The sequence below is a fragment of the Bacillus sp. FJAT-26390 genome (assembly GCF_001682865.1).
In the GTDB taxonomy this organism is placed as follows: Bacteria; Bacillota; Bacilli; order Paenibacillales; family Paenibacillaceae; genus Pristimantibacillus.
In genome coordinates this window covers 1,745,129-1,771,046 of sequence record NZ_MAQX01000001.1, presented here as the reverse complement: position 1 = coordinate 1,771,046, position 25,918 = coordinate 1,745,129, and the positions used below count along the sequence as shown (strand labels likewise).

The window sequence follows — 25,918 nt, the reverse complement described above, 5'->3', positions numbered from 1 at the left end:
GCGTCGCATGACAAAACGTAATCCATCAACGACGAAAATTGCGGCAGTGTTAGTTGCAGGCAGTTGGGGAACGGCGCTTGCCTCGGTTCTCGCGAATAATGGCTATCAGGTGAGGCTGTGGACGCGGAATGCGGAGCAAGCGGATGACATGAATCAAAACCATGTGAACAGCAAGTTTTTGCCTGGCGTCAAGCTGCCGGAGCTAATCCATGCTACGACGGATATGAAACATGCGCTGCAGGATGCCGAGCTTGCCTTGTTCGTTGCGCCATCGGGCGCCATGCGCGAGGTAGCAAGGCAAGCAGCGCCTCACTTGCACAGCGACACGCTTGTCGTTCATGCAACAAAAGGTTTTGAAACCGATACGCTGAAGCGGATGACAACCGTTCTCTCCGAAGAGCTTAACCGTCCGCTCGAGCAGCTTGTTGTGCTTTCAGGACCAAGCCATGCGGAAGAAGTCATCTTGAAGCAGCCGACTACGGTTGTTGTCGCATCCGCTGACATTCAAGCGGCTGAGCAAGCGCAGGATGCGCTCATGAATACGCATTTCCGCGTTTACACAAATGTTGACGTCGTAGGCGTGGAGGTTGCAGGCGCGATCAAAAACATTATTGCGCTTGGAGCCGGTCTCTCTGACGGTCTTCAGTTCGGCGATAATGCCAAGGCAGCGCTTCTTACTCGCGGCCTAGCTGAGATCGGCAGATTGGGAGCAGCCATGGGGGCGAATCCGCTTACCTTTGCTGGCCTGGCCGGCGTTGGCGATCTCGTCGTTACTTGCACAAGCAAGCATAGCCGCAACTGGCGCGCGGGATACATGCTGGCCGACGGAACGTCTCTTGATGAGGTGCTAAGCCGAATGGGAATGGTCGTTGAAGGCGTTCGGACAACTCGCGCTGCCTTTGACCTTGCGAAGCAGCATAACGTAGAAATGCCGATTACGTTCCAGCTGTACGAGGTTTTATTCGCGAATAAAGCGCCGCGAACGGCTGTCGAGCATCTAATGGGACGTCTTCGCACGCATGAAATCGAAGAGATAGGCTAAGGACCAGCGCCTACACCAAACCTACATTCACCTCATATGATGCATGGAGCAAGACACTAGCGCATCCTGGAGGTGTAGGGCATGGCGAAGGACTTTTCCAAAGACATTCTTAGTTCGATCAACAAAAAAACCGGCAAGAACATTACGGAAAGCTCGGTCAAAAAGCTTGCCAGCGGCGTTACTGCAGAAACAATGCAAGACGAAGCCGAACTGCGCAAGCTGATCAAGCAGGTGTCGGATATGGCTAAGGTCAAGGTTACCGAATCGACGGTCAACGATATCGTGAAAGCAGTCAAGGCCAGCGGCATGAGCGCAAGCAGCATGGAAACACTCATGAAAATGATGATCAAAAAATAAAGCTTAACGGCAAAAGCTAGGGGTGCTTCCGAATTTTCGGATTCGGTGCAGTACCTTGTCAGCTTTTGTCCTTTTTTTTGAGCGATGTTATAATGGGTGAGAATTCATTATGATATAGATTAGGAGAATGGGATTACTATGGATGCAATGACAAAAATGTGGGTTTCGCTGTTCGGCATTGGAATGATGGCGATTGCGGCCCTTTTAATTACGTTTGCCCGTTTGAAAACAAAAGGCGTTCTGAAATTTGTTCTTTCGCTGATTGCCTTTATCGTCCTCATAATCGGATTTATTTGCGGGCTTATTTCAATTATCTAGCCTATCTTACATACGAGACTCGAATAAGCTAACATAAAGGGAGACTTTGACATACAATGATTGAATTGAAGGGTAGAACGAAAACAGCTGTAGTAGAAGGGGAAGCAGGCTTGTCGCTGCTTGATCTTGCGCTGAAGCATAACGTTGATTGGAGCTTTTCCTGCGCCCGTGGGACCTGCGCTCGCTGCCGCTGCCTAATAACCGAAGGAGCGGACCAACTGGAAGGCATTACGGACGAGGAATGGGACCGCCTTGAGCCGGAGGAATTCGAAGAGGGCTACCGCCTTGGCTGCCAAGCCATTGTCAAGCAGGACAATGCAACGATTGCTGCCGCCAACAAGCCATATTTCTAATGCTACATTACGCCATACAGAAAGAGGATGTGCCGGCGATGACAGAACATGAACGCATTCATAAAGCGCTGGCTGTCCTTATAGATGCCACAGGATCATGCAACGCGAATTGGGTAGTCGGCGGCAGCGCAAGCTTAATGCTGCGAGGGCTGCCGCTGCCAGCGAAGCCGCGGGATTTGGATATTTATTGCGATGACGAGGATGTTGCATCCATTTATGAGTCGCTTAGAGCATTTGCGGTGGATGAGCCGGCAATAAGCGTAACGGCTATGTACCGCTCCACCTTGAGCCATTTTCTCATTCATGGCGTGCAAGTTGAGCTAGTTGGCGGATTCCAGGTGCAAGCTGCCGGCAATCTTTATGAAACAAGGGTTCGCGAGCTGCTTATTCCGCATGCCGAACACATTCAATTGTATGAACAGGAATGTCCGGTGCCGATCGTTCCGCTTGCGCATGAGCTGTGGTTCAACTACCTTCGGAATCGGATGGACCGGGTTGAGCTGATCGTCCAAGCATTTGCGGAAGCTCCTAAAAATCATGAAGCAGCCCTGAGAGCCGTTGAAACTAACAATACGTTCACTGCTAAAGCGAAGGAGAACGTTCATCATTTGATATCAGTTCGAGAGGCTGGAGGCTTGTAATGGACGGAGAGGTTACTTTTTGGCCTTCTGGCCGCAAAATAAAGGTGAAGCCCGGCACGACGCTGCTAGACGCCGCCAGACGCGCTAATATACCGATTCGCACACGCTGCGGGGGCAAAGCTGCCTGTTTCATGTGCAAGGTCACAGTGAGGCCAGGAAGCGAGCTACAGCCGATAGCAGATAATGAAAGAAATAAGCTATCCGGCTTAGATGGCGACTATGTAAGGCTGTCCTGCCAAGCAAAAGTGGCAGGCAAGGTAGAGGTGGAGATTCCGCTCGATCCGCTCCGTGCAGCCGTAGCGCGCCAGCTCGCCCGGCAAGCGGAGGAAGACGGAAGTTTATGGTGACAACGCTTACGAAACAGGTTTGTTGCGCAAAGCTTTAACTCATGAATCGCGCTGAAGCTTTGCGCAGCAAATCTTTGAGGAGGAAGGACATGAATCATATTTTTAAGGGCGAGCTGCGCCGTCACACGCGTCAACTGTCGGTGTTTGTTGCTTTAATCATTATGCTGCTTTCTTTATCTGGCTGCTTATATCCTAAGGATCAGTTGAAGCAAAATAAAGTGGCGCCAAAAGAGGCGATAAGAAATGTGCAAGCTGCAATCGACCAATATCAAGCGGAGACGGGTATGCTGCCCATCAAAAATAGCACAGCCGAAACGCCAAAGTATGAAAAATTTCAAGTTGATTTCTTAAAGCTTAACCGGACAGGCTATCTGACCGACATCCCTACTGCCGCATTTGAAAACGGCGGCAACTACAGCTTTCTTGTCATTGATGAAGAGACTAAGCCTCGGGTTAAGCTGCTCGACATTTTGGCCTTCCAAAAAATTAACGATATCCAGAGCTGGGTGAAGACGTATATCCAAGCAAACAGCGTGCTTCCAAAAGGAGAGCAGATGTATCCCGGTTATTATCAAATCGATTACAAAAGCATGAAGAAGGAAGCGCCGGTTATTCGCAGCGTTTTCTCCGGCCAGTCGATTCAAGCCTTAGTCGATGAGAATGGCGTCGTTTACTCCGATTACGGAATCGATGTCATGCAATTCGTTCAAAAAAGCGGAAAATCCGATTACGATGAAAATTTTGATTTGCGGACGCTGTTAGTGGATGGAAGCGATTTTGTGCCTGTCAAAGCTCCGGATTATCGATTGGTAAATAATGAGCCACAGGCCGTGCAGCAGTAGGACAAGCCAGATTTTATCTATAGTTACGCCATTTCCTTTCCCAGACAACTCGTCTTGGAAAGGATTTTTTTTGCCTATTGCGGTCATAGATACGCTTTTAATCTCATATATTTCAATCTTGGAAGGGAAGCTCGCAGACGAGGGAAAAAAGATTTCGCAGAAGGAATCGTCATAATCGGAAAGCTTGCACATATGATGTTACTAGTCCAAAAAGCATGTACGAGTTGCGTCGCTGGCCTGCCCTATTGACCGGTGGATGGCGGCGAACCGGAAAAATCAATTGGGAGGGGATATTCAGTGGAGAAAGTAGATATTTTCAAGGATATAGCCGAAAGAACCGGCGGGGATATTTACCTCGGGGTTGTCGGGGCTGTCCGGACGGGTAAATCAACGTTTATCAAACGGTTTATGGAGACGGTTGTACTTCCGAACATCGCTAACGAATCAGACCGTGTGAGAGCCATTGACGAACTTCCTCAAAGCGCCGCAGGCAAGACGATTATGACAACAGAGCCTAAATTTGTGCCGAATCAAGCGGTTCAGCTCAGGGTTACCGATGGACTTGAGGTAAACGTGAGACTGGTCGATTGCGTCGGATACGCAGTTGAGGGCGCGAAAGGCTATGAGGACGAAAATGGTCCGCGCATGATTACGACTCCTTGGTTCGATGAGCCGATTCCTTTCCAAGAAGCGGCTGAGATTGGAACACGCAAAGTTATCCAAGAGCATTCTACACTCGGTGTTGTTGTCACAACAGACGGTTCGATCGCAGAAATTCCGCGCAACTCCTACGTTGTAGCTGAAGAACGTGTCATTAACGAGCTGAAGGAAGTCGGCAAGCCGTTTGTGCTCGTCATCAACTCCACTCGGCCTAAGAGTGAAGAAGCGCTTCAACTGCGCAGCGAGCTGCAGGCGAAATACGATATTCCGGTAATGACGCTTAGCGTAGCGACAATGGGCGAAGAGGAAGTTATCTCAGTACTGCGGGAAGTGCTCTACGAATTCCCCGTGCATGAAGTGAATGTCAACCTGCCAAGCTGGGTAATGGTGCTGAACGACAATCACTGGCTCCGCAGCAACTACGAAAGCTCCGTTCGCGAAACGGTAAAAGATATTCGCAGACTGCGGGATGTCGACCGCGTCGTAACCCAGTTCATGGAATATGATTTCATCGCACGGGCTGGACTCAGCGGAATGAACATGGGGCAGGGTGTCGCTGAAATCGACCTGTACGCGCCAGATGAGCTGTACGACCGCATCCTCATGGAGGTTGTGGGCGTGGAAATTCGGGGCAAGGATCATTTGCTGCAGCTGATGCAGGACTTCTCTCATGCCAAAAGGGAGTACGACCGCTTTGCCGAAGCGCTGGAGATGGTCAAGACGACCGGATACGGCATCGCGGCACCGTCACTTGCGGAAATGGCACTCGACGAGCCGGAACTAATTCGCCAAGGCTCACGCTTTGGTGTTAGACTGAAGGCCACAGCACCGTCCATCCATATGATCCGCGTCGATGTGGAATCGGAATTTGCTCCGATTATCGGCACGGAGAAGCAAAGCGAAGAGCTGGTTAGATACTTAATGCAAGACTTCGAGAATGATCCGATCAAGATTTGGGAGTCTGATATATTCGGCCGTTCCCTGCACTCGATCGTGCGAGAAGGCATTCAAGGCAAAATCGCGATGATGCCGGACAACGCGCGCTACAAGCTGCAAGAGACGCTTGGACGCATCATCAACGAGGGCTCCGGCGGATTGATCGCGATCATCCTGTAGGTAACTGAATCTAGCATATCGAATAAGCCGCTGCCAAACAGGGAGCGGCTTATTTGTTTTGGAGGAAATGATCGTTAAGTACTTGAAATTGGCAAACGGCTGTATTACTATAGGTTTGTTCGGTCAAAAGGTATATTTTTGAAGTTTTCCGTTAATAAGAGGGATAAGATGAGAGTTTATATGCTTACAGCAAAATCATGTGATGCAGCACTTTGGAGGAGGTGAAACAATGAACAAAACAGATTTGATTACTAAAGTAGCTGAATTGACTGATCTTTCGAAGAAAGATGCAACGAAAGCGGTTGATGCTGTTTTCGATGCGATTTCCGATGCTTTGCAAAGCGGAGATAAAGTGCAATTGGTTGGATTTGGTAACTTCGAAGTTCGCGAGCGTCAAGCCCGTAAAGGCCGTAACCCGCAAACGGGAGATCCAATTGAGATCGCAGCTAGCAAAACGCCTGCTTTTAAACCAGGAAAATCACTTAAGGACCTTGTATCCAATTAAGCATAGGAATGCGTAAGCGGCGATTGCTGCCGATCATCGGCGGCAATGCCCGCAGCGCAGCAAAATATAAGCATGATCATAAGGCTCTAGCCTATAAATGATTATATTTTGAGCAAGCAACGCTCGAACGGAATGCCGTTCGGGCGTTTTTTTGCACATCCGCAAGCCTGAAGAGATTGCACAAACGTCGTACTTCCACTATAATTCACATGGATAGTTTGCAATTTCGGAAGCGGAGGGATAATGATGGAGCCTACACATGGCGAGTATATTGTTATAAAAGCAAAGGACCAGGGCGTTCAAGTCATCGGTTTAACACGCGGACTGGACACAAAATTTCATCATACGGAAAAGCTGGACAAAAACGAAATATTAATTTGCCAATTTACCGATCATACTTCAGCTATTAAAATACGGGGTAAAGCGGTCGTCATGACGAAATACGGGACGATGGAAACCGATCAGTAGCAACAAACGTGCAGGGCAGGCGAAGCCTGCTTTTTTTTTGCCTGTTCCTGTCCGAATAAACAACCTCCAACGCTCGTACAATGAAGTATGAGTCTTTTTTCTATGGACGAGCGACTATTTGGAGGTGCAGGGTGAAAATCGGAAAACCACTCCTAACCGCATGCGTGTCGGTTCTGGCTGTCACTTTATTATTAACCTGGCTGCCGCATATGGCGTCAAAGCGTTCAGCAAATGACCATGATATAGCCGTTTTTCGCGCTTCACCGGCCGTTAGGCTTACCAACAGCAATCTTGTTGATGTTCTTGTGGCTATTTCGCTCAGCGAGCGATTGAATAAGGCGGAGTGGAGCAATGGCATTTTGTCCGTTGACCTAAGGGTGAGCACAAGCAAAGGCAGGCCGGCAGTCTGGTTTGCCGACGTGGAGAAGCTGGTTCGCGTATCCTTCCTTCAACTCGAAAATGTGAAGCGGGTGCTCATACGGATCGTTGAGGAGAAGGAAAGCGGCGAAGCGCTGCTTGCCGCTGTCGACGTGAGGAAGACGGATGAATGGCTCATCCATGAGCTGAATGGTCTTGCCGAGGCCGATCCCGTACATGACGAGCTGTGGCGAAACAGGCTGCGGGTCAGCTTTACCTCTGCTTGGGAAGAGCGGTTCGGGCCAGTATCTGGGTTTACAGTAAAGCCTTCGTCTATTTCGCAGCATTAGCTGTGATGGATGTTGCAATTTGTTGAACACGCAGGTTGAATCGTATGCTCTTTAGAAAAAGTTGTGCTATAATAGTTTAGATTATTGAGCGGCGATTTGCGCTTCTCTGTTCGGAGGCTTCCCCCATGAAAACATACCGTATACCTGAAATAGCTCAAAAGTATGTAGAATATGACATGATTAAAGCGCATACGGCGCTACCTGACTTACCGGACGCAAGGCTGCGATTGCTCCATGTATTCCTAAATGAGCAGCAGTCCTTAAAGTCAAACAGCGAGCTCTATACGCTTGTCGTATCTCTCGTTCAGCTAGGGATGGATACGCATGATTTGATCGATACGGAGCAAGAACAGCGCTCTGAGCCGGAGATGCGGTCAAGACAGCTTAAGGTGCTGGCCGGCGATTATTTTAGCGCGACTTTTTATCAATTGCTTGCGCAGGCCGGCCAAATTGACATGATATCCAAAATCAGCAGCGCGGTTTCCGAGGTCAACAGGCTGAAAGTAAATTTATATGTCCGGATGAGGCAGCTCAAAATAACCGCAGAAGATTATTTGAGCTGCACGGTGCAGATTAGAAGCACCTTGTTTCACATTTTCTCGGGCGTGCTTGAGGGAACGCTTGCGCAAGCCTGGTCCGAGATTCTGCTCGGCGTTAGCCGCTGCGAGGTTTTGCGCGACGAGATAGCCCGTTTGGAGAGTTCGGCTCGGCTTGATAAGAGCTGGGCCTACTGGCATCTCATGCAGGAGGGAACCGACGATGAGCGGCAGCAGCTATCTTCGCGCATGCAAGATGCTGCATTTGTTAACAGTTTGGCACAAAAATACAAGGTGCGCAGCCAGCTTACAACGAAGCTGAAGCAGTCAGCGGATGCCGTGGTGGCTTTAGCTGGAGAGCTGGAATCGGACAAGTTGCTCGGTGAATTGACTTCTATCGTCGATGCTCTGTTATACGAAAAGCCCGGTTACACGCCTGCGCTCAACGAGACGAGGTGACTTTAGAGATGGATTCGAACTCCAAAAGCCATGTGCATGGCGTATTTGAAAGAATTGCTCCAAAATACGATTTGATGAACGACCTCATCAGCTTTCGCCGCCATAAGGCTTGGCGGAAGTTTACGATGAAGAAAATGAACGTAAAATCAGGACAAACCGCGCTGGATCTTTGCTGCGGAACTTGTGATTGGACGATCGCGCTGGCGGAAGCAAGCGGAACCGGGGAAGTTGTCGGCCTAGATTTTAGCCAAAACATGCTCGATGTCGGAGCCCTCAAAATTGAAAAGCTTGGCCTGAATAAGCAAATTAAATTAGTGCAAGGCAATGCGATGAGCCTTCCCTTCGCGGATAGCTCCTTCGATTATGTGACGATTGGTTTTGGCCTTCGCAACGTGCCTGACTACTTGCAGGTTTTAAAGGAAATGCAGCGCGTTGTTAAGCCTGGCGGGCTAGTCGTATGCCTAGAGGTATCCAAACCTACCTGGCAGCCTTTCAAAGCGATGTACAACTTATATTTCGAGCGTATATTGCCGCAAATGGGCAAGCTTGTAGCCAAGAGCTTCCAAGAGTACAAATGGCTGCCGGAATCGCTTAAAATGTTCCCCGGTCGACAACAGCTTGCTGAACTGTTTGAAGATGCGGGTCTTGATCAGGTGAAGGCATATCCTCTGACCGGCGGAGTAGCTGCGCTGCATATGGGGACAAAGGAGAAGAAATAGCAATGATTCGCAAATTACGCATTATTTTAGAAATGATTAAGTTTGAACACACCGTTTTTGCATTGCCTTTCGCTTTTATGGGCGCTATTCTAGGGGCGGTGATGATGGAGCAGCGGCTTCCTTCCTGGGCTGAGATCGGCTGGATTACGCTTGCGATGTTCGGCGCCCGCAGCGCGGCAATGAGCCTCAACCGTCTAATCGATAAAGCGATTGACCTGCGCAACCCAAGAACGGAGAAGAGGGCGCTTCCGGCCGGACTGCTGAAATCCGCGGAGGTTTTATTGTTTATTATCGTTTCATTCGTTCTGCTGTTCGTAGCAAGCGCTAATTTGGAGCCTATCGCGCTTAAGCTCATGCCTATTGCGGTAGTCATGCTTGTCTTATATTCTTATACGAAGCGTTTTACATGGTTATGCCATATCTTTCTTGGATTTACGATTGCGCTTTCGCCTCTTGGCGGCTGGGTAGCGATTACGGGCGGCTTTGATTTGGCTGCATGGCTATTGTATATAACAGTAGCGCTATGGATCGCAGGGTTTGACATCATCTATGCTACCCAAGATTTTGAGTATGACCGAAACGTTGGTTTGCATTCGATTCCGGCTCGCTTTGGCATCGCAGGCGCACTATGGATCGCGCGTGCCCTGCATATGGTGACGGCAATCGGCTTTGTTACGTTGTTTTGGCTCACGGACTTAAGCTGGATGTATCTGCTTGGGACGTTAATATCGATTTCCTTATTGTTTTATCAGCACTGGCTCGTTCGTCCAAACGATCTGTCACGGGTCCAAACGGCATTTTTCGGAATGAATGGTACCCTTAGCGTCGTGCTGTTTTTGTTTACAATCGTTGATTTGCTCGTTATTCACGAATGGTAGAAGCTAACATGGCTGCCAGCCCATCGAATTGGACGAATCGTTGGGTGGTCGGCATTACAGGCGCAAGCGGCTCGATTTATGGCATTAGGCTTATCGAGGTGCTGCTTGAAATAAACTATGAGGTTCATCTAGTCGTTACTGAAGCAGGCTGGAGGGTGCTGAAGGAAGAGCTTGGCTGGGAGACGACACGTCGCTCCGCAGCTCTTGAGGCGCGCTTCGGCGAGGCTATCGCGACGAAAAGGCTTGTGTTCCATCCGAATGCGGATATTGGCGCAAGCATAGCAAGCGGCTCTTACCGCGTACAAGGAATGGTTATTGTGCCGTGCTCGATGGGGACGCTTGCCTCAATCTCGCACGGCATTTCCGATGATTTGATGACTAGAGCTGCGGACGTTATGTTAAAGGAGAATCGGAAGCTGTTGATCGTACCGAGAGAGACGCCGCTTCACGCGATTCATCTTGAGAACATGCTGACGCTCGCTCGCCTTGGCGTTCGAATGATTCCGGCAATGCCGGCTTTTTATTACAAACCGCAGTCGATGGATGAAATGATTGATTTTCTGGTCGGTAAAGTGCTTGACAATATGGCTATCGACCATGATTTGTACAGAAGATGGGGAGATGAGCAGAATGGGCATGAATAATCGCCCAATCACCATTGGAAGAATTGATTACGCGAATGCTTGGCCGCTATTCCATCAGTTCGAGGAGCGAGCTGATCGGGACAGCTTTGAAGTGATTAAGCGTGTACCTTCTGAATTAAACCGAATGCTTCAGGTTGGTGAACTGGATATATCAGCAATATCGTCCTTCTCTTATGGACAAAACGCAAATGACTATGTACTTTTGCCGGAATTATCGGTAGGCTCTGTTGGAGCGGTAAACTCGATCCTCTTGTTCTTGAAGGAGCCCATTGAACGCAAACGGCCTGAACGAATTGCCGTAACGACCACATCGGCAACTTCAGTCAATTTGCTCAAAATAATGATGGCTTTGCATTTTGATTGCAATCCCACTTATTTTACCGCAGCACCCGAGCTTGATCGTATGCTTGAGACAGCCGATGCGGCGCTTATTATCGGCGATCCGGCGATTCAAGCCTCTTGGCGAGACCACGGGCTTCATGTCATTGACTTGGGGCAATTGTGGAATGAATGGACGGGTCTTGGAATGACTTATGCCGTTGTTGCGGCACGCAAGGAAGCGGCTTTATCCGCGCCTGAAGCCGTTCATGCTGTATATAAGACGTTAATTGCGAGCAAACAGTATAATAAGGCTCATCTTGGTCCACTAATTGAACAAGCATGTTCACAGCTTGGGGGAGTATCGACATACTGGGAGATGTACTTTCATTCGCTTCAATATGATTTTGGGAGCAAGCTGCAAGAAGGACTTAAGTTATATTTCGATTATTCGAAGCAGTTAGGACTGCTGCCGAATGACGTGGAGCTTACTTTTTTTGAAGACCAATCTGCCCAATAGGTGAAAGAATGAAACTACTAGACTTGTATGCAAAGATGAAAGGCGACCTAAATCAGATCGAGCAGGAGCTGGAGCGAAGTGTGTCAGATGACCATTTGCTGCTCGGCGAAGCTTCTTTGCACTTGCTGAAAGCCGGAGGGAAACGGATCAGACCCGTTTTCGTCCTGCTTGCCGGCAAGTTTGGCGATTATCGGCTTGATGTGATGAAACGGATCGCAGTACCTCTTGAACTTATACATATGGCTTCACTCGTGCACGATGATGTCATTGACGATGCGGAAACTAGGCGCGGCCAGCTTACCGTTAAATCCAAGTGGGACAATCGCATAGCGATGTACACGGGTGATTTTATCCACGGCAAAGCGTTAACGATTGCAGCTCAGCTGCCCAATCCATTGATCCATCAAATTTTATCAAATGCGCTCGTACAGATGTGCATTGGTGAGATGGAGCAAATTCGCGATTTCTTTAATACCGAGCAAACGATCCGCAACTACCTGCTGCGGATAAGGCGCAAAACGGCTTTGCTCATCGCTATTAGCTGCCAGCTTGGCGCTGTTGCAGCGAACGCCGACAGTAAAACTGCGAACCGTCTGTACCGTTATGGCTACAATGTAGGCATGGCATTTCAGATCGGAGACGATTTGCTTGATCTCTATGGAACCGAGAAACAGATCGGAAAGCCGCCAGGCTCCGATATGCGTCAAGGCAACATTACGCTTCCGGTATTGCTTGCTCTCCAGGACCTGAGCATACGTGATTCTCTGTTAAACGAGATCGCATCCATCAGGGAGAATGGAGGCCAAAAGGATGCGGGGCGCGCCATTGAATTGATCCGTAAAAGCGATGGCGGACAGCTCGCTGACCAGCTCGCGAATCGGTATATAAAAAAAGCTCTGCAAGCATTAGAGGGATTACCGAACGTTGCAGCGAAAAAGAACTTGATCGATCTCGCGCACTTTATTGGCAAACGTAATTATTAAATATACGAATTCGAAAGGAATGGATGTAGATGGAAAGAACTTTTCTGATGATTAAACCAGATGGCGTTCAGCGGGGCTTAATTGGCGAAATCGTGTCAAGGTTTGAAAGAAAGGGACTGCAGCTGTCAGCAGCCAAATTTATTTTGATCAATAAGGAGCTGGCGGAGCGCCACTATGAAGAGCACAAGGGCAAAGTGTTTTATGAGCCGCTGCTTGAATTCATCACATCCGGTCCGGTATTTGCGATGGTATGGCAAGGCGATAACGTCATCGCGCTCACTCGCGCGCTAATCGGCAAAACAGATTCTGTCGATGCAAGTCCCGGAACGATTCGTTCAGACTTTGCTGTACATACGAACTTTAATCTCATTCATGGCTCGGATTCCGTTGCTAACGCTGAGCGGGAGATCGCCATGTACTTCACGCCATCTGAGCTGGTTAATTACGAACATACTATTCAACGGTGGGTGTAAATTACCCGCTTAACGATGGAGGCACCTATGCTTGAGGATCGTGATTTTGCACAGTTTATAGCTCGAATAAAGCAAAAGACCGACATCGATTTGTCGCAGTACAAGGAAGCCCAAATGAAGCGCAGGCTGACTACACTGCGAATGAAGCACGGTTATCAAACGTTCGAGGAATATTGGAAAGCGATTGAACAAAATCGCAGCATGCTGAATGAGTTTTTGGACCGCATGACGATTAATGTATCCGAGTTTTGGAGAAACCCTTCCCGGTGGGAGGTTTTGCAAAAACGGTTTTTTCCGGATATGCTAAGCGCCTCGAGTCGCCTTAAAGTATGGAGCGCAGCTTGCTCGACGGGTGAAGAGCCGTACACGTTAGCCATGATTTTATCGGAGCTTGGCGCGCTGCAGCGGTCCTCGCTCCTCGCGACGGATTTGGATGCGAATGTGCTTCAAAAAGCGATGGAAGGCAGCTATTTGGAACGCTCGCTGCGCGACGTTCCGGCGGCATGCCGGCAAAAATATTTTAAGCAATCGGAAGGCGCATATCTGATTTCGGACTCATTAAAGCAATTCATCCAATTTAAGCAGCAAAATTTGCTTCATGATACATTCGACAGCTCGTTTGACTTAATCGTATGCCGGAATGTTATGATTTATTTTACCGAAGAAGCTAAGCATCAGCTGTATCATAAGTTTTCCAAAGCGCTTAAGCCCGGCGGGCTGCTTTTTGTTGGAAGCACGGAGCAAATATTCTCGCCTGCGCAGTACGGCTTCGAGACGGCGGATACCTTTTTTTACCGCCGCGTGTGAGGGGCATGTATACCGTTTTCCATCTTCTCCTATACTAGTTATAACGTAAGCGACTTGGAGGATGAAGCAACCGATGGATAAGCGTAAGGTAATTGCCGCCTATAGGCGTGGTTTTATTTCGATTCAAGAATGCGCGCAAATTATCGGAGTAGACAACGGACAGATGACAAGGCTTGTAAATGACCCGATGCTAATGAATGAAGCCGTGCCGCTGCTTGAGAAAAAAACAGTTAATAGTTAATAGCTGCTGCCAGAATTGGCTGCCTGGAATTGTCGTTCATGCGGACAATTCCGGCAGCTTTTTTTATGCGGCGGCAGCGGCTGAAACAGGCTCAAATTCTTGTCAAACCGGAAGGGCTGTACTATAATGAGCAAAGATGTTTAGTGCTGTAAAGCATAGCAGGCGCATATAGGCTTGCTTAGAAGGAGGAGCTTTGGTTTGAGTTTAAGATATTTGACAGCGGGCGAGACGCATGGCCCCCAATTAACCGCTATTATTGAAGGTCTTCCAAGTAATTTGACGATTGATTTTGAAGAACTGAATTTCCAGCTGCACCGCCGCCAAAAAGGACATGGACGCGGTCGCCGGATGCAAATTGAGAAAGATACCGCTAACATTGTCGGAGGCGTTCGTCATGGCAGAACGACAGGTGCTCCTGTAGCGCTAATCGTAGCTAACAATGATTGGAAGCACTGGACCTCCGTTATGAATATTGAGCCTATTGAAGGCAGCGACGAAGAGAAACGCCGCGTACATCGCCCGCGTCCAGGCCATGCAGACTTGAACGGCGGCTTGAAGTATGATCTGAAGGATTTGCGCAACGTGCTCGAGCGCTCCAGCGCCCGCGAGACGGCGGCACGTGTTGCGGTTGGTGCGGTTGCACGTCAATTGCTGGCGGAGTTCGGCATTAAAGTTGCGGGACAAGTAATTCGAATTGGCGAGATTGAAGCGCCGGCGAATCAGCTTCCTGTCGATGAATTGATCCGCTTGACGGAAGAATCTTCGGTTCGCGTCGTAGACAAGGAAACCGAACAGAAGATGACGGATTATATCGATCAAATTAAAGCGGAGGGCGATTCCATCGGCGGGATTGTGGAATGCATTATCGAAGGCGTGCCGATTGGCCTCGGCAGCCACGTGCAGTGGGATCGCAAGCTTGATGGCCGAATCGCGCAAGCGGTTGTATCCATCAATGCATTCAAAGGCTGTGAGATCGGCATTGGTTTCGAAGCAGCAAAGCTTCGCGGCTCGCAGGTGCATGATGAGATCATGTATGAAGCAGAGCGCGGATACCACCGCGCTACGAATCGCCTGGGCGGCTTCGAGGGCGGCATGACCAACGGCGAGCAAATCGTCGTTCGCGGCGTTATGAAGCCGATTCCGACGCTTTACAAGCCGCTTCGCAGCGTGGACATCGATACGAAAGAACCGTTCACCGCGCAGGTTGAGCGTTCAGATAGCTGCGCTGTGCCTGCTGCCAGCGTTGTAATGGAGCATGTGGTCGCGTGGGAAGTGGCGAGAGCGTTCCTTGAGAAGTTCGGAGGCGATTCCATCGAGGAAATTCGCGCGAATTTGAACAACTACCTTGAGCAGCTGGGACGGTACTAAGCATGCGTGAGCTCACAGTCGAATTAGGTGACCGCACTTATCCTATCTATATTGGGGAAGGCCTTCTGAAGGAGGCTTCCTCCTATTTCGTTAAACATGGCATTAGCAAGAAGTCGCCGCTGCTCATCATTACGGACAGCCACGTTGCTGATTTTCATTTGCAATCGCTTGAATCCGAGCTATCAGCTGCAGGCTTTAAGACGTCAAGCATCGTCGTTCCCGCAGGGGAGAGCTCAAAGTCGCTGACGATGCTGGAGTCGCTCGTTACCAAAGCTTTGGAGGAAGGCCTAGACCGTAAATCAGCCATCGTTGCGCTTGGCGGCGGCGTCGTAGGCGATCTTGCCGGTTTTGTAGCTGCATCGTATATGCGCGGCATCAAATTCGTGCAAGTGCCAACGACGATTTTGGCGCATGACAGCAGCGTTGGCGGCAAAGTGGCGGTTAACCATCCGCTTGCCAAAAATATTATCGGAGCGTTCCATCAGCCGGAGCTCGTCTTGTACGATTTGCTGACGCTTCAAACGCTGCCGCCGCGAGATGTCAGCGGCGGCTTGGCGGAGATGGTCAAGCACGGACTTATTTGGGATGAAGCGTTTGTCGTTTGGTGCGAGGAGAATGCGGAGAAGCTGTTAGCGCTCGATCCGGAAGCGTTAGGCTACGGACTGTACAAAGGCTGCAGCGTGAAGGCGGCTGTCGTATCGAAGGACGAGCGTGAAAATGATCTGAGAGCGATCTTAAATTTAGGCCACACGATTGGGCATGCCATCGAGGCGGTTGCTGGTTACGGCGAATTCATGCATGGCGAAGCGATTTCAATTGGCATGATCGGCTCTGCAAGGCTCGGCCTGCGCTATGGCGCACCAGAAGAGGTTTATACGGTAACGAAACGAGTGCTTGCGAAATGCGGGCTGCCCGTACGTTTGCCTGAGCATATTGACGTAGACAAGATCATGGAAGCGATGATGCATGATAAGAAATTTGCTGAGGGTACGATGGTTTTTGTTGTACCGACAGCAATCGGCAAAGTCGAAATCAAACCTAATGTTCCCGTTGAGTGGGTTCGTGAAATAGTAGAGCAATTGAAACAGGAGGCGGAGCTGTAATGAGTGTTAGAGGTATACGCGGTGCGATTACGGTAGATGCAAACGAAGAACAGCCGATTTTGACTGCGACAATCGAAATGCTGAATGCGATCGTAGCAGACAATGAAATTGTGCCAGACGATATTTGCAGTGTGTTCGTGACGGTAACAAGCGATCTAGACGAGACGTTTCCGGCTCGTGCGATTCGTCAAATGAAGGGCTGGGAGCTCGTGCCGCTTATGTGCGCGCTTGAGGTTCCGGTTAAAGGCAGCCTAGAGCGCTGCATTAGACTGATGGTTCTGATTAATACCGACAAAACGCAAGCGGAAATTCGTCATGTATATTTGAGCGGCGCGAAAGCTCTGCGTCCCGACTTGTCCAAAGCTTAAGCAATCATTAGCTCGTAACTTAACAATCCCTGTGTTGACGCACGGCCGTTCGTTGTTGTATATTTAGTAACGTAAGTGAGAGTAGCAGAGCCGAGTAATGAGCTGAGTTGAGATGAGTAGAGACTAGTTGAGAGTAGCAGAGTAGAGCAATTATTTGTACGGAATGATGAAAGAGCTGAACGATTATTTGTGCATAGGCGCATAGAATCGTAAAAGTGCTGTTTCGCCGTACCTACGATTGTATCTTTTTCCGCTTACACACTTCCGTCATCATCTAAACCAACGCTCCTGCTTAGGCAGGAGCTTTTTTTGTTCACATTAAAGGCTAGGTTTATTAAACAGGGAGGTTGTTCGGAATGTCAAATGAGCTGCAGCATGTTACACGTCTTGCCGATCAATACAATTTAATTCCAATTGTTCGTTATATGATGGCGGACACAGAAACACCAATCCGGCTGTTTCAGCATTTTGCGAAGGAGGATCATGCCTTCCTGCTGGAGAGCGTCGAGGGCGGTGCGAAGTGGGCGCGTTATTCGTTTATCGGAACAGATCCTTTTATGATGCTTTACGGTAAAAACGGCGAGATGGTGCTGGAGCATAGAGGCGAGAAGCATGTGCTTAACGATAAACCGATTGAGCTGCTCAAAGCTCATTTGCGTTCCTTCCGCAGTCCGTCGCTTCCAGAGCTGCCTCCCTTCACGGGCGGTGCGATCGGCTTTTTTGGATACGATTTGCTGCAATATTACGAGAAGCTTCCGGCGCACCGAATTGACGATTTGAATATGAACGATATGCAGTTTATGTTCTGCGACCAAGTCATCGTCTTCGATCACTTCAAGCAGCAGCTGCAAATTGTCGGCAACGTTCATATAGCCGAAGGAGCGACCGATGCTGATATCGCAAGAAGCTACGAGGAGGCGGTTGCCAAAATCGAAGCGACGATCGAGCGATTGCAGCAGCCCGTAACGATTCCCGTAACGGCTGGCGGATCGATCCAGTTTGATCAAGAGCTTGGTGATATTCAATCGAACGTAACGAAGGAGCAATTCATCTCCAATATCGAGCAGGCGAAGCAGTACATTCGTGCAGGCGATATTTTTCAAGTGGTATTGTCGCAGCGCTTCAACATCGATACCGATATTGATCCGCTTCATGTGTACCGTGTGCTGCGTACGATGAATCCATCTCCGTATATGTATTATTTGAAAATGGGCGAAGAGGTTATCGTCGGCACATCGCCGGAAGCGCTGGTGAAGGTAAACGGGGATCGCGTGGAGACACGGCCGATTGCCGGCACAAGGCCGCGCGGCAAAACGCCGGAAGAGGACAAAGCGCTTGAGCTTGAGCTGCTTGCAGACGAGAAGGAGCGCGCGGAGCATTTGATGCTGGTTGACCTTGGCCGCAACGATATCGGACGCGTGTCGGAGTTCGGGACTGTAAAATGCGACTCTTTCATGGAGATAGAGAGATACTCGCATGTTATGCATATCGTTTCTAACGTTTCAGGCAAGCTGCACAAGGACAAAGACTTCTTTGATGCATTCATATCCTGTCTGCCTGCCGGCACGGTCTCGGGCGCGCCAAAGCTCAGAGCGATGGAGATTATTGCGGAGCTGGAAAATGAAGCTCGCGGCGCTTATGCGGGCGCAATCGGATACTTGGGCTTTGGCGGATCGATGGATACTTGCATTACGATTCGGACGATCATTTTTAAACACGGCAAAGCTTATGTGCAAGCCGGAGCGGGCATCGTATGGGATTCCGTGCCGGAGAGTGAATACTTAGAGACGGTGAACAAAGCCAAAGGGATGCTTAAAGCGATTCGCGCAGCAGAAGCGATCTTCGCGCAGCCGAAGCCATCAGATAGCTTCAATTCAATCAATATGGATTATTACGTCAAGGCCGGAGAGGGGCTTGGTCAATAATGCAAGGGAATGAAGCGATAACGATGCAGCGTGCGCTTAGTCAGCTTATCGGCGGTGCGGATCTTACGAGAGAGCAAGCAAGCGCGGTCATGAACATCATCATGAACGGCGAAGCAACGGATGCTCAAATTGCCGGCGTTGTAACTGCACTGCGGATGAAGGGCGAGACGAAGGACGAAATAACGGGTTTTGCGGAAGCGATGCGCGCGCATTCCAGCCATCTCCATACGGAGCAGGAGGGATTGCTGGATACATGCGGGACCGGCGGATCGGGCATTCATAAATTCAACATTTCTACCGCATCCTCCATCATTGCGGCAGCAGCGGGCATTCGGGTAGCCAAGCATGGCAATCGTGCCATGTCGGGCAAAACAGGCAGTGCAGATGTGCTGGAAGCGCTCGGCGTGCAAATTGCGATTTCACCGGAGCAAGCCGCGTTATGCTTGAACGAGATCGGTATTTGCTTCATGTTCGCGCAGCTGTACCATCCTTCGCTTCGCCATGCTGCAGTACCGCGCCGTGAGCTTGGCATTCGGACGATATTTAACATGCTTGGGCCGCTTACGAATCCGGCAGGAGCAGACAGGCAGCTCCTTGGCTTGTATGACCGTGCGAGAACGTCGACCGTTGCTGAAGTGCTAGGCGAGCTCGGCTTGAGGCGGGCGCTGGTCGTGAGCAGTCATGACGGTCTTGACGAAATCAGCATCTCTGCGCCAACGCAAATTTCGGAACTGTTAAACGGTAAGGTTCAAACCTATGATGTTACGCCTGAGGAGCTGGGGCTGACGCGCTGGCCGATCGCGGATGTGATGGGCGGCGAACCGGAGGTGAACGCTGCGCTTATTCGCGCGATCTTCTCGGGTGAACAGCGCGGAGCTTACCGCGATATCGTGCTTGCGAACGCAGGAGCTTGCATTTATGTGGGCGGACTGGCAGCTTCCCTTAGCGAGGGTGTAACGATAGCAGCCAAAGTAATCGATTCTGGCGAGGCGCAGCAGAAGCTCGTCAGCCTCATTCAAACGACAGGAGAGTTGGCACATGTTTCTAGATAAAATTGTAGCAACCAAGAGGGCAGAGGTTGAAGAGCTCGCTGCTCGCTTTGATCTGGCAGAGGTTGAGAAAGAAATCGCAGCTTTGGCAGCATGCAGAGGCTTCGAGAAGGCGTTGTCGAAGGAAGGCCGCAATAGAAACATGGGTCTAATCGCGGAGGTGAAGAAGGCATCGCCGTCCAAGGGCTTGATCCGCAGCGATTTTGAGCCAACGTCGCTTGCTGCAGCTTACGAAGCTGCCGGGGCAGATTGTATTTCGGTGTTGACTGACCGTGACTATTTCCAAGGGTCAAACGCTTTTCTGAGCGCGGTGCGCGAGACGGTAAAGGTTCCTCTTCTTCGGAAGGATTTCACAATCGATGAGCGTCAAATTTATGAAGCGCGCTTGATCGGCGCGGATGCGATTTTGCTAATTGCCGCAATTCTGACACCTGCACAGCTTAGTAAATTTCATGATCTTGCGAAATCGATCGGCATGGACGTGCTTGTAGAGGTGCATAACCTAGAGGAGCTTGAAGGTGTTCTTGAGCTGGATAAAGCGACGCTGATTGGCATAAACAATCGTGACTTAAAATCATTCGTAACTGATTTGAAAACAACCGAAGCTCTCATCGGGCATATGCCCCAAAATGTAACAGTTATCAGCGAAAGCGGCATAGCAGGCAAGTCCGATATGGACTATTTGCAAACAATCGGCGCTCATGGCGTGCTGATTGGCGAGCATTTTATGCGTCATGAAAATGTAGGTCAAGCGGTAGAGGATCTGATGGGTACGGTGATCGCTCGATGAAGCAGCTGCCGCGTATCAAAATATGCGGGTTAAAGGATGTCCAAACGATTGAGGCGATGAATGGTTTGCCTATTCACGAGATCGGCTTTGTGTTTGCTCCAAGCAAGCGGCAGGTCGATAAGGAAACGGCTGCTCAGCTTATAAAAGCAGCAGCTAGGCTGCAAGCAGCTGGCGGTGAACGTCCGAGGACGGTCGGCGTCTTCGTGAATGAATCTTACGAGAATCTGCATGCTATTTTAGCGGAGGCGCAACTGGACGTCGTTCAGCTGCATGGCAATGAATCGGCTGCATTTTGCAGGTCGGTTCGCGAACAGCTTAAGGTGCTGGTATGGAAGGTATTTTCTGTAAAACGGGACACTGATGGAAATGGTCCTGTCTCCGCACTTGAGCTTTTGTCGCCATACAAGGGGGCTGTTGATGCGGTGCTAATCGATGCTCCTGGCGGCGGTACAGGGCAGACTTTCAACTGGGAAGCGATAGAAGACTATAATAAAGCGGCTGACGAGCTTGGCCTAACTCTATATGTTGCTGGCGGATTGCATGAAGGAAACGTACAAGAGCTGCTTAGGACATATGCTCCAAGCGGGATTGATGTATCTAGCGGAGTAGAGACGGATGGTCGCAAGGATATCGACAAGATCCGATTATTTGTAAGAAGGGTGATGGAAGCATGACACAGGTACCAGATGAAAATGGCCGCTTTGGCGCATTTGGCGGAAGATACGTGCCGGAAACATTGATGAACGCATTGCTTGAGCTGGAGGAAGCTTATGCTCATTACTCCAAGGATCAAGCGTTTCAAGACGAGGTTCGTTATTTATTGCATAAATATTCGGGACGCCCAACATCGTTGTACTATGCGGAGCGATTGAGCGCGCATCTCGGCGGAGCGAAAATATACTTAAAACGAGAAGACCTGAACCATACCGGCGCACATAAGATCAACAATACGATTGGGCAAGGCGTGCTTGCAAAGCGCATGGGCAAATCGAAAATTATTGCCGAGACCGGCGCAGGTCAGCATGGTGTAGCGTCTGCTACGATCGCTGCTTTGCTTGGCCTCGAGTGCAAGGTGTTCATGGGCGAAGAGGATATGAAGCGTCAGCAGCTCAATGTGTTCCGCATGCAGCTGCTCGGCTCTGAAGTGGTGCCTGTGCTGTCGGGTACAAGAACGCTTAAAGATGCTTGCAACGAAACACTTCGCTACTGGGTTAGCAACGTTGACGATACTTATTATATTTTGGGCTCGGTTACTGGCCCGCATCCTTATCCGATGATGGTTCGTGATTTCCAACGCATTATTGGGGATGAAGCCCGTCAGCAGATTTTGGCCGATGAAGGCAGATTGCCTGACTACGTAGTGGCAGCAGTAGGCGGAGGCAGCAATGCGATGGGTATTTTCTATCCGTTCGTGAACGACGAGGGCGTGAAGCTGCTAGGGGTTGAAGCAGCCGGCCGCGGAGTGGATACGATAGAGCATGCGGCTACAATGACTAAAGGACGCCACGGCGTATTCCAAGGCTCCATGAGCTACGTGCTTCAGGACGAGCATGGACAGGTTCAGCCGGCGCATTCGATATCCGCAGGACTCGATTATCCAGGCATTGGACCGGAGCATGCTTACCTGAAGGATTCAGGCCGTGCGGAATATGTACCTGTGACTGATGCGGAGGCACTCGAAGCACTGCAGTTGCTGTCGCGCACGGAAGGAATTATTCCGGCGCTTGAATCCGCGCATGCGATTGCTCAGACGATTAAGCTTGCTCCAACGCTGGATAAAGACAAGGTTGTCGTTGTAAGCTTGTCCGGCCGCGGTGACAAGGACGTAGAGGCGATTATGGGGTATTTGGGGGTAGAAAAGCATGAATCACATTGATACGGCGTTTGCGCGCCTGAAAGCCGAAGGCAAAACGGCGCTTATTCCTTTTGTAACGATGGGAGACCCTGATCTGGACACGTCCGTTCAGATCATCCAGACGCTTGAGAAAGCCGGCGCCGATATGATCGAGCTGGGCGTTCCTTACTCCGATCCGCTCGCAGACGGCCCAGTTATTCAGCGGGCATCCGAGCGTGCGTTGCTCCATAACAGCATTACGTTAAAGGATTGCATTCATGTTGCGGAGCGGGCTCGCGAAGCCGGCGTTACTATTCCTTTTATCTTATTTACTTATTATAATCCAGTCTTTCAGTTCGGATTGAAGGCGTTCTTTGAGCTTGTAGTAAGCAAAGGGATCAGCGGACTAATTATTCCTGATTTGCCGATTGAAGAGGATGAGGAAGTACGTCAGCTTGCCGAAGAGGCTAACGTTCATCTAATCCCGCTTGTTGCACCAACCTCAAAGGATCGCGTGACCCGGATTTCGCGCAAAGCAAAAGGTTTTGTGTATTGCGTATCCTCGCTTGGCGTAACGGGAGTGAGAGCGGATTTTCATACGGGCATTGATGAATTTCTTGCGACAGTGCGCGAGGCGACTGATTTGCCGATCGCCGTTGGCTTTGGCATTTCAAGCCGCGAGCAGGTAGCTCGCTTCGAGAAGCAATGCGACGGGGTAATCGTAGGAAGCGCTATTGTACGCACGATTGAGGAAGCGATTCCGCTGCTGCAAGATCCAAGCAAACGTGATGCAGGCCTTAAGCAAATCGGCGATTTTGTCGCACAGCTTAAAGGATAATGATAAGATTTTATGAAGAAGAGCTTCTTGCATACGGCGAGGGGCTCTTCTTGCGTAAAAAAACTTTAAAACCTTAAACAGATATGAGACAATGTATCAAGTAATTAGACTAGTCCATAATAAAAGAGGTGAGCGGCTCATGCAGCCCAAAGGTAATATCGTCCACCTTCCCGTCTACCAGCCTGGAAAGCCGGTTGAGGATGTTAAGAGGGAGCTTGGATTAAAGGAAGTTATTAAGCTTGCATCGAATGAAAATCCGTTTGGATGCTCCGAACAGGTTAAAACAGCCATTATTGAAGAAATATCAAATTTAAATATTTATCCCGATGGAGCGAGCGTTGAACTAACAGCTGCACTTGCGGACGAGCTTGGCGTGGAGTCAAATCAAATTATTTTTGGAACGGGCTCCAGCGAAATCATACTTATGATTAACAGAGCGTTTATTGTACCTGGCGACGAAACGATCATGGCGGATGAAACATTTCCCCAATACAAGCATAATGCAGAAATCGAAAATGCGCGCATCGTAGAGGTTCCTCTAAAAGAGGGCAAACATGATTTGCCTGCCATGCTTGCTAAAGTGAACAGCCGCACAAAAATCATTTGGATTTGCAATCCGAACAACCCGACGGGAACGATTGTAACGCTGCCGGAATTGTCCGCATTTTTAAAGCAGGTTCCTGCGAACGTCCTTGTCGTGCTGGATGAAGCTTATGGCGAATATATTGACGATCCTGCGTTCCCAGATGGGGTTAAGCTGCTTAAAGAGCACCGCAACCTGATCGTATTACGTACTTTTTCGAAAATCTATGGCTTGGCAGCACTGCGGATTGGGTATGGCGTTGGACATCCCGATGTGATTCGCTTCACGAATCAAGTGCGTGAGCCGTTCAATACCTCGCGGGCGGCGCAGGCAGCGGCAAAAGCTGCACTTGCGGACAAGGATTTTATTGCTTACTGCCGTGAGCAAAATAAACAAGGCGTTGCGTATTTGTCCGAGCAATTTGACCGCCTTGGCTTATCCTACTTCCCCGCATACGGGAACTTCGTTATGGTAGATACGAAGCGTTCATCGCCCGAGGTATTCGACGGATTGCTTCGCAGAGGAATTATTTCGAGACCACGCTGGACTTATTATCCGAATCATATTCGGATTACGGTTGGCACAAGAGAGCAAAATGAAAAGTTTATCGCAGCGCTTGAACAGGTTTTGCAGGAAGCGGCGGTGCAAGGATAACGTTATGACTACTGTTGCTATTTTTGGGGTAGGGCTGATCGGTGGTTCGATCGCCCTTTGCTTTAAGGGAAAACCGGATATTACCGTGATCGGTCATTCAAATCGGCAATCTCAAGTCGAGAAGTATGTGCAGCGCGGCGTCGTGGACTATGCGACTACATCCATGCAGGAGGCCGCGGAGCAAGCCGACTTTATTTTTGTATGCGTACCGGTTGGGAATATTGAAGAATATATGGTGAAGCTGAGCAATTTCAACTTAAAGCCAGGTTGTATTGTTACGGATGCGGGGAGCACAAAGGCTTCGGTTATGGCTTGCGCGAAATCGCTTGATTTTGGCCCGGCAACGTTTATTGGCGGACATCCGATGGCGGGTTCCGAGCGTACAGGAGTTGAAGCCGCGTCCTCGCATCTCTACGAGAATGCCTTCTACGTCTTGACTCCGGATGAACATACATCTGAGGAAGCGGTTGGCCGTCTCGTAGAGCTTCTTAGCCATACGAAAGCGAATATCGTCAAAGTAGACGCGAAGGAGCATGACGAGATTGCAGGAGCAATCAGTCATTTGCCGCATATCATCGCTGTTTCGCTGGTGAACCAGATTCGTGGCTATAATGAAGAGAATGGGCTGTATGAATCGCTTGCCGCAGGAGGCTTCCGTGACATTACGCGTATTGCTTCCGGCGATCCGATCATATGGCGTGATATATTAATTAATAATCGCAAGGTTGTGCTTGAGCTGCTGCGCGATTGGAGCAAGGAAACGGATAAATTTGTTGCGATGCTGGAGAATCTCGATGGAGATGCGATAGCAAACGCATTCGAAACAGCAGGGGAATTCCGCAGCAAAATGCCTGAGCGCCGCAAAGGCATGATCCAATCCGCCTTTGATTGTTATGTCGATATTCCGGATCATCCCGGTATCATCGGTAAAATAACAAGCGAGCTAGGGAATAGCCTAATCAACCTGAGCAACATCCACATTATCGAGAGCAGGGAAGACGTGCCGGGCGTGTTAAGACTTTCGTTCCGAAGCCAGGAGTATTTGGACCAGGCGGTTGCCGTGCTTTCTGCAAAAGGCTATGACGTGCACCTTTAACCAGGTGTTCGTCTTTTGTAACATCTAAGCGCTTACAAATTAATTAAAACAAAAATGAAAGCGCTTATTGACAAAGTGGAAGCGTATACATATAATAAAGGTACAGTATGGTTTCTCTCCACTCCTATCCAAATCCTATAGTACTCATCATGAGTGCGGACCACCCTTCGGGGTGGTTTTTTTTTAGAAAAACGAAACCTCATTATCTCTATACTTAGGCTTAGTAAAGTTAACGTTCCTATTTCTCCCTATTTAAATGTATCTTTGTAACGCTATTCGGAATTATTTTGTCCATTTGTTCTAGTCCGATTTCAAGATAGGAAAGTAACGTTACGTTTTGAAGGATGTTCCCATTGCAGTTAAAGAGCATCTCTAG

General features: G+C 49.5%; 31 protein-coding genes. All 31 read left to right on the top strand.

Annotated elements, in window-relative coordinates:
* Positions 1-7: 7 nt before the first annotated feature.
* The 31 genes from A7975_RS08175 to A7975_RS08030 all read left to right on the top strand — a co-directional run bounded on the left by A7975_RS08175 (position 8) and on the right by A7975_RS08030 (position 25,542).
* A complete protein-coding gene (locus A7975_RS08175) occupies positions 8-1,042 on the top strand; it encodes an NAD(P)H-dependent glycerol-3-phosphate dehydrogenase (protein WP_065384750.1) in 1,035 nt (344 codons plus the stop codon).
* A gap of 81 nt (positions 1,043-1,123) precedes the next feature.
* On the top strand, positions 1,124-1,399 hold the full coding sequence (locus tag A7975_RS08170) for a stage VI sporulation protein F (protein WP_053376676.1): 276 nt from the start codon (positions 1,124-1,126) through the stop codon (positions 1,397-1,399).
* Positions 1,400-1,537: 138 nt separating this feature from the next.
* Positions 1,538-1,717 (top strand): DUF2768 family protein, encoded by a 180-nt coding sequence (locus tag A7975_RS08165; protein WP_053376675.1) that lies wholly within the window; start codon positions 1,538-1,540, stop codon positions 1,715-1,717.
* A gap of 56 nt (positions 1,718-1,773) precedes the next feature.
* Positions 1,774-2,070 carry a 2Fe-2S iron-sulfur cluster-binding protein gene (locus A7975_RS08160; RefSeq protein ID WP_053376674.1) on the top strand — a complete coding sequence of 99 codons (297 nt, stop codon included), beginning with the start codon at positions 1,774-1,776 and terminating at the stop codon, positions 2,068-2,070.
* A 38-nt stretch (positions 2,071-2,108) separates the two neighbouring features.
* Positions 2,109-2,711 (top strand): nucleotidyltransferase family protein, encoded by a 603-nt coding sequence (locus A7975_RS08155; RefSeq protein ID WP_065384749.1) that lies wholly within the window; start codon positions 2,109-2,111, stop codon positions 2,709-2,711.
* Complete coding sequence (locus tag A7975_RS08150; protein WP_053376672.1) at positions 2,711-3,058, top strand: 2Fe-2S iron-sulfur cluster-binding protein; 348 nt, start codon at positions 2,711-2,713, stop codon at positions 3,056-3,058. The genes A7975_RS08155 and A7975_RS08150 overlap by 1 nt, the downstream gene beginning before the upstream one ends.
* 89 nt (positions 3,059-3,147) lie before the next feature.
* Positions 3,148-3,900 (top strand): DUF3939 domain-containing protein, encoded by a 753-nt coding sequence (locus tag A7975_RS08145; RefSeq protein ID WP_065384748.1) that lies wholly within the window; start codon positions 3,148-3,150, stop codon positions 3,898-3,900.
* A gap of 297 nt (positions 3,901-4,197) precedes the next feature.
* Positions 4,198-5,676, top strand: coding sequence for a stage IV sporulation protein A (spoIVA, locus tag A7975_RS08140; protein ID WP_065384747.1), 1,479 nt, complete (start codon positions 4,198-4,200; stop codon positions 5,674-5,676).
* A 229-nt stretch (positions 5,677-5,905) separates the two neighbouring features.
* Positions 5,906-6,181, top strand: coding sequence for an HU family DNA-binding protein (locus tag A7975_RS08135; protein ID WP_053376669.1), 276 nt, complete (start codon positions 5,906-5,908; stop codon positions 6,179-6,181).
* 246 nt (positions 6,182-6,427) lie between these two features.
* Positions 6,428-6,649: a trp RNA-binding attenuation protein MtrB gene (gene mtrB / locus A7975_RS08130; RefSeq protein ID WP_053376668.1), complete on the top strand. Its 222-nt coding sequence runs from the start codon at positions 6,428-6,430 to the stop codon at positions 6,647-6,649.
* Between the two features lie 131 nt (positions 6,650-6,780).
* A complete protein-coding gene (locus A7975_RS08125) occupies positions 6,781-7,356 on the top strand; it encodes a hypothetical protein (protein WP_065384746.1) in 576 nt (191 codons plus the stop codon).
* A gap of 125 nt (positions 7,357-7,481) precedes the next feature.
* Positions 7,482-8,351, top strand: a complete 870-nt coding sequence (locus tag A7975_RS08120; RefSeq protein ID WP_065384745.1) for a heptaprenyl diphosphate synthase component 1 — start codon at positions 7,482-7,484, stop codon at positions 8,349-8,351.
* 8 nt (positions 8,352-8,359) lie between these two features.
* Positions 8,360-9,070 (top strand): demethylmenaquinone methyltransferase, encoded by a 711-nt coding sequence (locus A7975_RS08115; RefSeq protein ID WP_053376665.1) that lies wholly within the window; start codon positions 8,360-8,362, stop codon positions 9,068-9,070.
* 2 nt (positions 9,071-9,072) lie between these two features.
* Positions 9,073-9,948, top strand: a complete 876-nt coding sequence (locus A7975_RS08110) for a UbiA-like polyprenyltransferase (RefSeq protein ID WP_053376664.1) — start codon at positions 9,073-9,075, stop codon at positions 9,946-9,948.
* Positions 9,949-9,956: 8 nt separating this feature from the next.
* Positions 9,957-10,592 carry a UbiX family flavin prenyltransferase gene (locus tag A7975_RS08105; RefSeq protein WP_065384744.1) on the top strand — a complete coding sequence of 212 codons (636 nt, stop codon included), beginning with the start codon at positions 9,957-9,959 and terminating at the stop codon, positions 10,590-10,592.
* Positions 10,579-11,430: a menaquinone biosynthetic enzyme MqnA/MqnD family protein gene (locus A7975_RS08100; RefSeq protein WP_053376662.1), complete on the top strand. Its 852-nt coding sequence runs from the start codon at positions 10,579-10,581 to the stop codon at positions 11,428-11,430. The genes A7975_RS08105 and A7975_RS08100 overlap by 14 nt, the downstream gene beginning before the upstream one ends.
* 8 nt (positions 11,431-11,438) lie before the next feature.
* Positions 11,439-12,413 carry a polyprenyl synthetase family protein gene (locus A7975_RS08095; RefSeq protein ID WP_065384743.1) on the top strand — a complete coding sequence of 325 codons (975 nt, stop codon included), beginning with the start codon at positions 11,439-11,441 and terminating at the stop codon, positions 12,411-12,413.
* A gap of 29 nt (positions 12,414-12,442) precedes the next feature.
* Entirely contained in the window at positions 12,443-12,886 is a 444-nt protein-coding gene (gene ndk / locus A7975_RS08090; protein WP_053376660.1) for a nucleoside-diphosphate kinase, read from the top strand.
* Between the two features lie 27 nt (positions 12,887-12,913).
* Positions 12,914-13,693, top strand: a complete 780-nt coding sequence (locus A7975_RS08085; RefSeq protein WP_065384742.1) for a CheR family methyltransferase — start codon at positions 12,914-12,916, stop codon at positions 13,691-13,693.
* 73 nt (positions 13,694-13,766) lie between these two features.
* Positions 13,767-13,934 (top strand): hypothetical protein, encoded by a 168-nt coding sequence (locus A7975_RS34045; RefSeq protein ID WP_176707683.1) that lies wholly within the window; start codon positions 13,767-13,769, stop codon positions 13,932-13,934.
* A gap of 198 nt (positions 13,935-14,132) precedes the next feature.
* Positions 14,133-15,302: a chorismate synthase gene (gene aroC / locus A7975_RS08080; protein WP_053376658.1), complete on the top strand. Its 1,170-nt coding sequence runs from the start codon at positions 14,133-14,135 to the stop codon at positions 15,300-15,302.
* Between the two features lie 2 nt (positions 15,303-15,304).
* Positions 15,305-16,405 (top strand): 3-dehydroquinate synthase, encoded by a 1,101-nt coding sequence (gene aroB / locus A7975_RS08075; protein WP_053376657.1) that lies wholly within the window; start codon positions 15,305-15,307, stop codon positions 16,403-16,405.
* Positions 16,405-16,773: a chorismate mutase gene (gene aroH / locus A7975_RS08070; protein WP_053376656.1), complete on the top strand. Its 369-nt coding sequence runs from the start codon at positions 16,405-16,407 to the stop codon at positions 16,771-16,773. The genes aroB and aroH overlap by 1 nt, the downstream gene beginning before the upstream one ends.
* Positions 16,774-17,129: 356 nt before the next feature.
* Positions 17,130-18,698, top strand: a complete 1,569-nt coding sequence (trpE, locus tag A7975_RS08065) for an anthranilate synthase component I (protein ID WP_053376655.1) — start codon at positions 17,130-17,132, stop codon at positions 18,696-18,698.
* Complete coding sequence (gene trpD / locus A7975_RS08060; protein ID WP_065384741.1) at positions 18,698-19,750, top strand: anthranilate phosphoribosyltransferase; 1,053 nt, start codon at positions 18,698-18,700, stop codon at positions 19,748-19,750. The genes trpE and trpD overlap by 1 nt, the downstream gene beginning before the upstream one ends.
* Positions 19,737-20,537: an indole-3-glycerol phosphate synthase TrpC gene (trpC, locus tag A7975_RS08055; RefSeq protein WP_065384740.1), complete on the top strand. Its 801-nt coding sequence runs from the start codon at positions 19,737-19,739 to the stop codon at positions 20,535-20,537. Before trpD ends, trpC begins: the two co-directional genes overlap by 14 nt.
* Positions 20,534-21,211 carry a phosphoribosylanthranilate isomerase gene (locus A7975_RS08050; RefSeq protein WP_065384739.1) on the top strand — a complete coding sequence of 226 codons (678 nt, stop codon included), beginning with the start codon at positions 20,534-20,536 and terminating at the stop codon, positions 21,209-21,211. The genes trpC and A7975_RS08050 overlap by 4 nt, the downstream gene beginning before the upstream one ends.
* Positions 21,208-22,413, top strand: a complete 1,206-nt coding sequence (gene trpB / locus A7975_RS08045) for a tryptophan synthase subunit beta (protein WP_053376651.1) — start codon at positions 21,208-21,210, stop codon at positions 22,411-22,413. Before A7975_RS08050 ends, trpB begins: the two co-directional genes overlap by 4 nt.
* Positions 22,400-23,209, top strand: a complete 810-nt coding sequence (gene trpA / locus A7975_RS08040) for a tryptophan synthase subunit alpha (protein WP_065384738.1) — start codon at positions 22,400-22,402, stop codon at positions 23,207-23,209. Before trpB ends, trpA begins: the two co-directional genes overlap by 14 nt.
* A 139-nt stretch (positions 23,210-23,348) precedes the next feature.
* Complete coding sequence (gene hisC, locus A7975_RS08035) at positions 23,349-24,446, top strand: histidinol-phosphate transaminase (protein ID WP_053376649.1); 1,098 nt, start codon at positions 23,349-23,351, stop codon at positions 24,444-24,446.
* Positions 24,447-24,450: 4 nt separating this feature from the next.
* Positions 24,451-25,542: a prephenate dehydrogenase gene (locus A7975_RS08030; protein WP_053376648.1), complete on the top strand. Its 1,092-nt coding sequence runs from the start codon at positions 24,451-24,453 to the stop codon at positions 25,540-25,542.
* Positions 25,543-25,918: the final 376 nt, after the last annotated feature.

Bases quoted from the DNA above. Each gene is read 5' to 3' on its own strand.
- A7975_RS08175 (WP_065384750.1), top strand. From the start codon at position 8: ATGACAAAACGTAATCCATCAACGACGAAAATTGCGGCAGTGTTAGTT.
- A7975_RS08170 (WP_053376676.1), top strand. From the start codon at position 1,124: ATGGCGAAGGACTTTTCCAAAGACATTCTTAGTTCGATCAACAAAAAA.
- A7975_RS08165 (WP_053376675.1), top strand. From the start codon at position 1,538: ATGGATGCAATGACAAAAATGTGGGTTTCGCTGTTCGGCATTGGAATG.
- A7975_RS08160 (WP_053376674.1), top strand. From the start codon at position 1,774: ATGATTGAATTGAAGGGTAGAACGAAAACAGCTGTAGTAGAAGGGGAA.
- A7975_RS08155 (WP_065384749.1), top strand. From the start codon at position 2,109: ATGACAGAACATGAACGCATTCATAAAGCGCTGGCTGTCCTTATAGAT.
- A7975_RS08150 (WP_053376672.1), top strand. From the start codon at position 2,711: ATGGACGGAGAGGTTACTTTTTGGCCTTCTGGCCGCAAAATAAAGGTG.
- A7975_RS08145 (WP_065384748.1), top strand. From the start codon at position 3,148: ATGAATCATATTTTTAAGGGCGAGCTGCGCCGTCACACGCGTCAACTG.
- A7975_RS08135 (WP_053376669.1), top strand. From the start codon at position 5,906: ATGAACAAAACAGATTTGATTACTAAAGTAGCTGAATTGACTGATCTT.
- mtrB (WP_053376668.1), top strand. From the start codon at position 6,428: ATGGAGCCTACACATGGCGAGTATATTGTTATAAAAGCAAAGGACCAG.
- A7975_RS08120 (WP_065384745.1), top strand. From the start codon at position 7,482: ATGAAAACATACCGTATACCTGAAATAGCTCAAAAGTATGTAGAATAT.
- A7975_RS08115 (WP_053376665.1), top strand. From the start codon at position 8,360: ATGGATTCGAACTCCAAAAGCCATGTGCATGGCGTATTTGAAAGAATT.
- A7975_RS08110 (WP_053376664.1), top strand. From the start codon at position 9,073: ATGATTCGCAAATTACGCATTATTTTAGAAATGATTAAGTTTGAACAC.
- A7975_RS08105 (WP_065384744.1), top strand. From the start codon at position 9,957: ATGGCTGCCAGCCCATCGAATTGGACGAATCGTTGGGTGGTCGGCATT.
- A7975_RS08100 (WP_053376662.1), top strand. From the start codon at position 10,579: ATGGGCATGAATAATCGCCCAATCACCATTGGAAGAATTGATTACGCG.
- A7975_RS08095 (WP_065384743.1), top strand. From the start codon at position 11,439: ATGAAACTACTAGACTTGTATGCAAAGATGAAAGGCGACCTAAATCAG.
- ndk (WP_053376660.1), top strand. From the start codon at position 12,443: ATGGAAAGAACTTTTCTGATGATTAAACCAGATGGCGTTCAGCGGGGC.
- A7975_RS08085 (WP_065384742.1), top strand. From the start codon at position 12,914: ATGCTTGAGGATCGTGATTTTGCACAGTTTATAGCTCGAATAAAGCAA.
- A7975_RS34045 (WP_176707683.1), top strand. From the start codon at position 13,767: ATGGATAAGCGTAAGGTAATTGCCGCCTATAGGCGTGGTTTTATTTCG.
- aroB (WP_053376657.1), top strand. From the start codon at position 15,305: ATGCGTGAGCTCACAGTCGAATTAGGTGACCGCACTTATCCTATCTAT.
- aroH (WP_053376656.1), top strand. From the start codon at position 16,405: ATGAGTGTTAGAGGTATACGCGGTGCGATTACGGTAGATGCAAACGAA.
- trpE (WP_053376655.1), top strand. From the start codon at position 17,130: ATGTCAAATGAGCTGCAGCATGTTACACGTCTTGCCGATCAATACAAT.
- trpD (WP_065384741.1), top strand. From the start codon at position 18,698: ATGCAAGGGAATGAAGCGATAACGATGCAGCGTGCGCTTAGTCAGCTT.
- trpC (WP_065384740.1), top strand. From the start codon at position 19,737: ATGTTTCTAGATAAAATTGTAGCAACCAAGAGGGCAGAGGTTGAAGAG.
- A7975_RS08050 (WP_065384739.1), top strand. From the start codon at position 20,534: ATGAAGCAGCTGCCGCGTATCAAAATATGCGGGTTAAAGGATGTCCAA.
- trpB (WP_053376651.1), top strand. From the start codon at position 21,208: ATGACACAGGTACCAGATGAAAATGGCCGCTTTGGCGCATTTGGCGGA.
- trpA (WP_065384738.1), top strand. From the start codon at position 22,400: ATGAATCACATTGATACGGCGTTTGCGCGCCTGAAAGCCGAAGGCAAA.
- hisC (WP_053376649.1), top strand. From the start codon at position 23,349: ATGCAGCCCAAAGGTAATATCGTCCACCTTCCCGTCTACCAGCCTGGA.
- A7975_RS08030 (WP_053376648.1), top strand. From the start codon at position 24,451: ATGACTACTGTTGCTATTTTTGGGGTAGGGCTGATCGGTGGTTCGATC.